10 protein-coding genes are annotated in these 7,404 nt (G+C 57.1%); all 10 read right to left on the bottom strand.

The genetic code is table 11. The features are described 5' to 3' along the window. Positions 1 to 353: 353 nt before the first annotated feature. The gene (locus tag ACF8GB_RS06685; protein ID WP_326384460.1) at positions 354 to 791 is read right to left on the bottom strand and encodes a carbon storage regulator; all 438 of its coding nucleotides are present in this window, start codon (positions 789 to 791) and stop codon (positions 354 to 356) included. Between the two features lie 47 nt (positions 792 to 838). Next, positions 839 to 1,039, bottom strand: coding sequence for a carbon storage regulator CsrA (csrA, locus tag ACF8GB_RS06680; RefSeq protein ID WP_100852271.1), 201 nt, complete (start codon positions 1,037 to 1,039; stop codon positions 839 to 841). Between the two features lie 114 nt (positions 1,040 to 1,153). Further along, entirely contained in the window at positions 1,154 to 1,411 is a 258-nt protein-coding gene (locus ACF8GB_RS06675; protein ID WP_196142328.1) for a PAAR domain-containing protein, read from the bottom strand. Between the two features lie 47 nt (positions 1,412 to 1,458). Further along, entirely contained in the window at positions 1,459 to 2,505 is a 1,047-nt protein-coding gene (locus ACF8GB_RS06670; RefSeq protein WP_197844961.1) for a hypothetical protein, read from the bottom strand. Between the two features lie 274 nt (positions 2,506 to 2,779). Further along, positions 2,780 to 3,142, bottom strand: coding sequence for a hypothetical protein (locus tag ACF8GB_RS06665; protein WP_392475144.1), 363 nt, complete (start codon positions 3,140 to 3,142; stop codon positions 2,780 to 2,782). Positions 3,143 to 3,172: 30 nt separating this feature from the next. Further along, positions 3,173 to 4,417 (bottom strand): type VI immunity family protein, encoded by a 1,245-nt coding sequence (locus ACF8GB_RS06660; RefSeq protein ID WP_392526732.1) that lies wholly within the window; start codon positions 4,415 to 4,417, stop codon positions 3,173 to 3,175. After that, positions 4,414 to 5,250 (bottom strand): VRR-NUC domain-containing protein, encoded by an 837-nt coding sequence (locus ACF8GB_RS06655; RefSeq protein ID WP_392526731.1) that lies wholly within the window; start codon positions 5,248 to 5,250, stop codon positions 4,414 to 4,416. The genes ACF8GB_RS06660 and ACF8GB_RS06655 overlap by 4 nt, the downstream gene beginning before the upstream one ends. A gap of 54 nt (positions 5,251 to 5,304) precedes the next feature. Beyond that, positions 5,305 to 5,721, bottom strand: coding sequence for a hypothetical protein (locus tag ACF8GB_RS06650; protein ID WP_196186797.1), 417 nt, complete (start codon positions 5,719 to 5,721; stop codon positions 5,305 to 5,307). 27 nt (positions 5,722 to 5,748) lie between these two features. Next, entirely contained in the window at positions 5,749 to 6,231 is a 483-nt protein-coding gene (locus ACF8GB_RS06645; protein ID WP_197844957.1) for a hypothetical protein, read from the bottom strand. A 159-nt stretch (positions 6,232 to 6,390) separates the two neighbouring features. Beyond that, a partial coding sequence (locus ACF8GB_RS06640; protein WP_392526729.1) for a DUF2345 domain-containing protein occupies positions 6,391 to 7,404 on the bottom strand: 1,014 nt, incomplete at its 5' end.

Raw genomic sequence — 7,404 nt, 5'->3', positions numbered from 1 at the left:
TGGGTTTTGCCGGTGATGGCGATGTAGGCGGGTGTGGACATGACGGATTCCTTATGTCGTCGAGAGGGCCGCGGTGGCCGTTGATGCCGTCCCATGCGGGGACGAGGACGACATTGCAGGGGGCATGCCAATACGTGTTTTTGCCCGGAAGCTTCTTTGAACCCTGCGTACTTACTGGGCTGCGTGGATATTCTGGTGCGGTGGTGGCGCGTGTGTGGCCGGGTAAATCGAGGTGGAATCCAGTTGCGGCGGGCCATTTTTGGCCTGGAATATATTAAGTGATTGAAAATAAAGGGTTTTAACTGTGCCATTTTTGGCTAGGCCGGGCCAAAAATGGCCCGGTCGAAATATGATCAGTGGCGTTTGAGCGAGAGCGTGCGCAGGGTTCGCTTGGCTGGGGCTGGGGCTGGGGCTGGGGCTGGGGCTGGCGGCGGTGCGGCCTCGCTGGCGTGTTTTACCTGGGGGCGGTGATGGACTTCATCTCTATCGACGCGAACATCCCGGGGTGCCTCAACGCGAAGGCGGATCTGGTGTAGGCCGGTTTGCAATATCGCTATCTGAATGCTGCCGCCAATCGTCACGGTTTCAGTATGCCGGCGGTCTACGCTAACCGGGCTTTGCGGTTGGGCGCGGGTGCGGATATCACGGGCGTTCTCCTGCCAGTGAATCTCGAGGTCACCGGGCGCCTGGATGCCCAGGCGAACCTGATGCAGATCGAACTGCATGACCGTGACTTGAATAGCGTCGCCGATGATTACGACTTCGCCGCGCCGGCGGGTCAGGAACAGCATGGTCAATTCTCCTTCCTGATCAGCGAAGGCTGATCAGGTAATGCGATTTAATACTGTGGATGGTTGCCGGAGTTGGGCTTGGGGAGACCGGCACGAATACGCTCGTAGATTTCTTGCCGATGAACATCGACCTCCTTGGGTGCCTGTATGCCGATGCGTACCTGGTTGCCCTTTACCTCGATAATCGTTACCTGAATGTTGTCGCCGACCATCAGTGTCTGGCCCGGATGGCGTGAAAGTATCAGTATGTTGGTGTCTTCTTGCTCCGTGTTGATTTACGGCCGCCCGTAACGACAAGCCATTTCCTTGATGATGCGTACTCACATCGGCGGTGCAGCGGCGGCCCCAGTCTATGGCCGGTTTCAGGCGGGCAGGCTGGCAATCAGCTTGGCACCGCAGGCGGTGGCGTGGCCATTCAGTGCCACGGGTTTGCCGTCGATAGTCCAGGTGGCATCGCCCTCGGCAATCGTGGTCGGGCCGCACTTGGGGCAACTAACCGCATCGCCGATCACCGCCAGCGGGATGCCCCCGGCCGAGCTGCGGTTGGGGGTGGCGATAACGGCACCGCCGTGGGTGGTCTTGTCGCCCAGCCGGACGGGGCATTTGCCAGGGAAGTTCATGTTGGGAAGGCTCCTTTTCAGTTCTGTAAGGGATCACCAAATGGCTGTTATTTCTGCTCTGGCGCAGAATCGATTTGGATATTCTCCAGGGCACGTATCGCCTGATCGGGTAGCGAGCGCACTGCACTTTCCATCCCAAGGAGGCTGGCTGTTGCCCGTTCTGCCAGAGCCTCAATGTCCAGTTCGGTGGCGGCACTACTGAGATGAGTCAGGTACGAGTCGGCCAGTTCGTGAAGCAGCCAATACACATCCTGTCCTTCGAGCTGCGGCAGGGGCTGGCCGGCATCGAAGTGGCGCGCTTCGGTAGGGTGATCCTCGCAGAACCACAGGCCCGGGTGGCGGCAAATATCGCCGCTTGGCTTGGCATAGGGGTCGCGTTCCATTCCCACCCAGCACCAGAGTACGGAGGCATTCTGGTGTCGGGGTAGGGCATTCCCGATCTCGGTACGGCAACTCACGGTGGGAGCATCAAGGGCTTGCCAGTAGCCTGCGCGAGGAGCGGGTTCATCGCTGAAGGCTCCCCGTGCCGGCTCGGGGTCTGGAATGGGGAGTCCGCGTTGATCCTCACACCATTGCCAATGGTAGATACGGCGTGCACTGCCGGGGATATTCGAGGGCAAGATATCGCCCGCGCGTATATGAATACGCGCTCCTTCACCCTGCAGGCTGCGCCACCAGCCGGTGCGTGGACAGAAACCGTCCGAGCCTCGCTGGGTGAGGTCGCTTTGTTCTGCGTCTTGTGCGTTTCCGAAGCGGCTGGCCCAACCTGCGGTCAGGCGGCGTTCATGGGACTGGTCGATGTCGATATCCGGTAGTTCCAGGCGTTGGTGCAGCACTGGGCGCAGTAGTTGTGCGAGTTTGGCCGGGAGCCTGGGAATACCCTTCTCGACTGGATACAGATCAGGTTGCGGGCCAAGCTCAATCCACTGGCCATTGCCGCAGTCGGTAATAGTGATGATTGGCTGGTCAAGCGCGGCAAGTATCTGTTGGCGTTTGAGGCCGAGCTTTACACGCCAGTTGTCGGACAGAAAGAATCCCCAGGTAGGCGGCCGAAGGCCGGAGGGGAGATTGGTGTTCGCGACACGGTGGGGCATGATCGCTGTCCAGCCCGTAGAAGTGTGGTGTCAGGGCGCGCTCCCATTCGCCGATTTCGGATAGACCGCCGGACAGCGGGTGCGCCATGGCGAAGCCGCTATAAACCTGCTCCGGTTTCAGTCGTTCGATGGTTTCCAGCACAAAGCGGCGCCAGGCATCTTTGTTATCCAGCCACCACTGCCAGCGGTAGTAAAACTGAATATAGGAGTAGCTAACTTCACCACTGCTCCAGTCTGACTGGCGCCAGAAGTAGCCCGCATGCGTAGGAGAGCTTCAGTGGTTTTTTTCGTCGGTGAAATTGAACACGAAGCTGTCTTTGAGTTTTGTCTTTCGTGCCCAATCACGTAAATCCCCCAATCTCTTAGAGCCATATGGGTGTGGGACTTCAGAGTTCGGATGAGTAGCGATGGTGTAGGGATGACCAAGCAGGCGTTCGAAAGCCTCGTGGACGTCAATCATCGCCAGTGAGGTTTCCAAGTAATGCTTGGGGTCGTAGGTGAAATAGAAGGTCAGGAAGGGCGTGATGGTGTATTCCGCGCCGTCGATTTCGTAGTAGGAGTTGGGCCACTCCTTTAGCATTTCAACAAATTCGTCCAGTACGTCCTGGCTGAACATCTGGTATGTGGTGCTCACCATCACTCTACTCCTTTCCAATAGCAACGCTTTCTATTGTCTATTGCCCTGGTCATCCGCCCACTGCCAGAGAATGAGGCCCTTGCTGGCTTCGTTGGGAATGCCGGGGAAAACCTCACCCTGCTCGAAAGAGCGACGCGAGCCGTGCTGGGCCAGGGTGAACCAGTAGCCGGCGCGTGGGCAGGGCTGGCCGGCGTAGGTGGGCGGCGGCGCAACGTCGCTTTGGGGCTGAGGTTTCTGCTGTCGTGTTTCGGTATCCGGCCAGTCGCCGTTATCGTCGAAACGGGCCAGCCAGCGTTGGGTGGACTGCCAGTTGAAGCGGACATTGGGGTCGCCATCCCATTCGCCGTTGCCGATCAAATCGAGCTTGCGATGGCGGATGGGCTTGAGCAGGCGATTGAGCAGTACGGGCAATTCGGGAACGCCGTTCTCGACGGGGTACAGCTCGGGCTGAGGCCCCAGCTCGATCCACTGGCCATTGCCGCAGTCGGTGATGGCGATGGCCGGGTGGTCGAGCGCCGCACGCACCTGTTCGCGGTCGAGCGACAACTTGCTGCGCCAGATATCGGAAAGGAAGAAGCCCCAGGTCGGGGGGCGGATGCCGGCACCGAGGTGTGTCGGAAACGACATGCTGAATGGGTAGTCGGTATCCAGGCCATAGAAGTGGGGCGTCAGCGCACGATCCCAGACGGCTACTTCTGAGCGGCAACCAAAGGCCAGCGGATTGGCCATGGCAAAGCCGCTGTATACCTGCTCCGGTTTCAGGCGCTCGATGGTCTCCAGCACAAAGCGGCGCCAGGCGTCCTTATTGTCCAACCACCATTGCCAGCGATAGTAGAGCTGGATGGAGGAGTAGCTGGATTTACTATCCCCCCACTTGGACGTTCGCCAGAAGTAACCTGCATGGGTGGGAGAGCTGTTGTGGTTCTTCTCGTCAGTGAAATTGAACGTAAAGTGCTTGTCGAGTGGCTTCTTTTTCGCCCAGTCGCGTAAATTTCCAAGGCGTTTGGAACCGTAGGGGTGGGGACGCGTAGAATCTGGGTGAGTAGCAATAGTGTAAGGGTGACCAAGCAGGCGTTCGGAAGCCTCGTGGACGTCAATCATTGCCAGCGATGTTTCCAAATAATGCTTGGGATCGTAGGTGAAATAGAACGTGAGAAAAGGCGAGACTGCCAACTCAAAATCGTCGTTACCACTGGCGGTATTAGGCCATGCCTTGAGGTCAGCTACCATGCCCGAGATATCTTCCTCGTCAATAAAACGTTGTAGCGTACTCATCGTGTCTTTCTCCGTTGTTGCTTGTGTTCAGAGTCCTCGTTAGGGTTAACGCCTGTGCAATCCTCTGGTACCCGCAATAGCGCCACCTTCTTGGCACGTCCATTCATCAAATCGACATAGTCTTTTATTTGATCCGGCTTAACCCAGTCCTTGGGAAACTTGATCTCCACTGCCGCAAATACATTGGGAACAGCGAATTTCCGCTGGCGATATTCAACGATTACCAGATCCGGGGCGAGGCTGCCCCGTGGGCGTGGCCAGAACGGAAAGATACTGCTGATGCGCTTGGGCCTGGTGTCGGGGATATCCACCAGTGGTTGCTTGGTGCCTTTGTCGTAGTTGGGTTCGGCCTTGAGCGGGCTGCGCCAGCCGAGGGTTTCATCGATCGACTCGAAGACCAGCGAGGCGGTGGTCTGCTTGAGCGCCACCTCAATGGTTGTTTCGATTATATTGCCGGGGATCTTTTTCCGGACACGCCTGGGCATCATGATCGGCGCTTGCATTGCCCAGTTGCAGACGAGGCTGATGGCCGGGCGAAACGGGATCTTGCGCTCGATGTACTGCTTGTAGTTGGTGTTTTCAGCGCCGCGACGGGAAATGGTGCTTCTGCCGCCGCCGTCCACCTTGGCCAGCTCGGAGATCCGATCATCGATCTCTTTGGAAAGACCGTCGATGGTCTCGCGAAAGAGCTGTTTGACCTGCTCCTTACGCGCGGCGATATCGGCCATCATCTGGGCGATTTCCTTGGCGGTCTGCGCGGCCTCGTAGGTTTGATAGGTCTTGTAGGCGCGGTAGCCCCAGATGACTGCCGCTGCGGCTGCGGGTGCTGGCATCAGGCCCCCTCCTTGGTGAGTGTGGATCGTGCGTTCATGTCGTCTCCTTGCGCGTCAGGCATGTTTCCAGAGCGTCCAGCCCTTGATGGCCTCGGATATCAGTAGCAGAACCATGAGGATGATCGGGTAGCCCGACCACAAGCCGCCGCCGATAAGCAGCAGCGACACCGATGGGTAGACGAACAGGAGACGGAGCGGGATCTGGGCAAGGCCGAGGTAGCGGGCCGGCCGGTAGCCACGGAGAAACAGCAGGGCGGTCAGGACGATGGAAAGCTGCAAGGCCCAGGAGGCGATTGCCATGGCGATATTGGCGCTCCCCAGTTCGCTTCCCAGGGCCATTGTGCTGGTGAAGTCGCTCACGTAGGGAATACGCCCTGCGCTGAAGGCCTTGGCGCTGTACCAGATAATATGGAAGGCATCCAGGAGCCCCCAGAGCAAGAGTGTCTTGTTAGTGCTTTGCAGCAGTTTCATCGGTTGTCTTTTCTCATCTGCTTAGTGCTAGGGCAGGATGGTGTTCAGGTATTGATCACGATCAAAACCATCGAGCACGTAATGGCGAACTTCTGATTCGGCGGCTGATGCTGGCAAGGCCAGAAACCGCTGTCGCCGTGCTTCGGCTTGGGGGCCTTCTGCCATCAAATCGGCGATGACACAATTCATGTTCCTGTCACATTGAGCATCGCCGCCTCGGGAGAACTGTTCTACAAGCTGCGCATAGCAATCCTTGGCGAGAGACAGCGGTTGACCGAGGCGCTCTTTGAGCAGGCAATGAAGAAAACGGTACTCGGAGTTATGTGGCGCCAGAGATAAAGCCGCATCCACGTCACTCAGCGCTTGCTGGTATTGCTGACGCTGGATGTGGGAGGTGGCCTTCGATATAAGATCCGTATGGCGCGGCGAACTTTGCTGCGCATCGTCTCGCTCTGCGGTACATGCCGTGCTGAGCATGGCAAGAAACAACAAGGTAATTATGTATTTCATCTTTCTTGCCTCCGTACTGTTGGGCGATTTATTTTGCTTGGTACTTGCTGTGAAAGTGTCAATCCTATTATTGTGAATGGTTGCAGGTGTAATTCCAAGGCTATTTGTTTGTTTCGATGTGATCAAGGTGCATGTTGTTTAAGGGGCAATCCAGTGTATTTATTTTATTTTCAATATGGCCAGCGGGATGGTTGTAGAGCCTGTGGGTGGTATGGGGACAGCCCGTCCCTCCGGCGCGCTATAGATGTAACCGCCAGCAATTATTATCTGCACGATGTCATCCGGCTTCGGAGTGGGCAGAGCAATCCTTGCTGATCCAATAGGGTCGTACTTTTCGACGGGCCACACTTCTGCCTCTTTTCCAAGTTGCAAGGGTGTGGAGGATATTTGCTCGCCGTTTACTTCAACCTTGACGGATGCTTGGAAGTGCGCTTTCCCCATATGCTTTGCTGCGGTAAAGCCCATGGCCGATATGAACAGACTCTGTCCTTCCTGGCTTAGGGCACCTGTGAGAAAGAATGTACCGTTGACGCCAACACCTTCTACAGGCAGGTGAGGTATCTGCCTGATTCTGTATTCAGAGGCATTCAACTGAAATTCGAAACCAAGTGGCTCGTCACTCCCCTCGCGTGCTTCCCAGAATTCGTCGTCATCAAGCGGGATATCGTCTTCATGATTGGGGTTCTCTCCGTCGATGGCGTCGATATTGGCCTGCCAGTTTTCGGTGATGCGCTGATCGTCCCGCATGGTGGACTTATAAACCTGAATTGAACATGAACGCTCAGTTTCAAGTTGCTCTGTCTCGCCATTGGGGCCGGTCAGCCCCTCGACCAGCAGGCTGCTGCCCGCCATGATCTGGTAGCGATAGCCTTCGAAGGGGCGTTCATCGTCTTTCACGAGTGTGTAGCTGCCAGCAAAGTCGCCTGCCAAAGTCTGGGGCGATTTGAAGATGGGCAGTTTCCAGTCCTTACCGCCTGGCCCGGTGAGGTCGTGCGTGGCGGCCTTGACCGTGAAGGTGCCCGGCATGCCGAACTCGATATTGCCGCCGGAGAGGCGGATGTAGGCACCGCCGGCAAGCAGGGTGACATGTTCCTTGGCGCTGACGACGACATGCTGCTGGCTGGCGCTGACTTCGATGCTCTGGTCGGCCTGTACCTTGATGCTGTTGTGCTG

This window comes from Pseudomonas sp. xss_4, assembly GCF_043104125.1.
Classification (GTDB): Bacteria; Pseudomonadota; Gammaproteobacteria; order Pseudomonadales; family Pseudomonadaceae; genus Aquipseudomonas; species Aquipseudomonas parafulva_B.
This window is presented reverse-complemented; position numbering and strand designations above follow the sequence as displayed.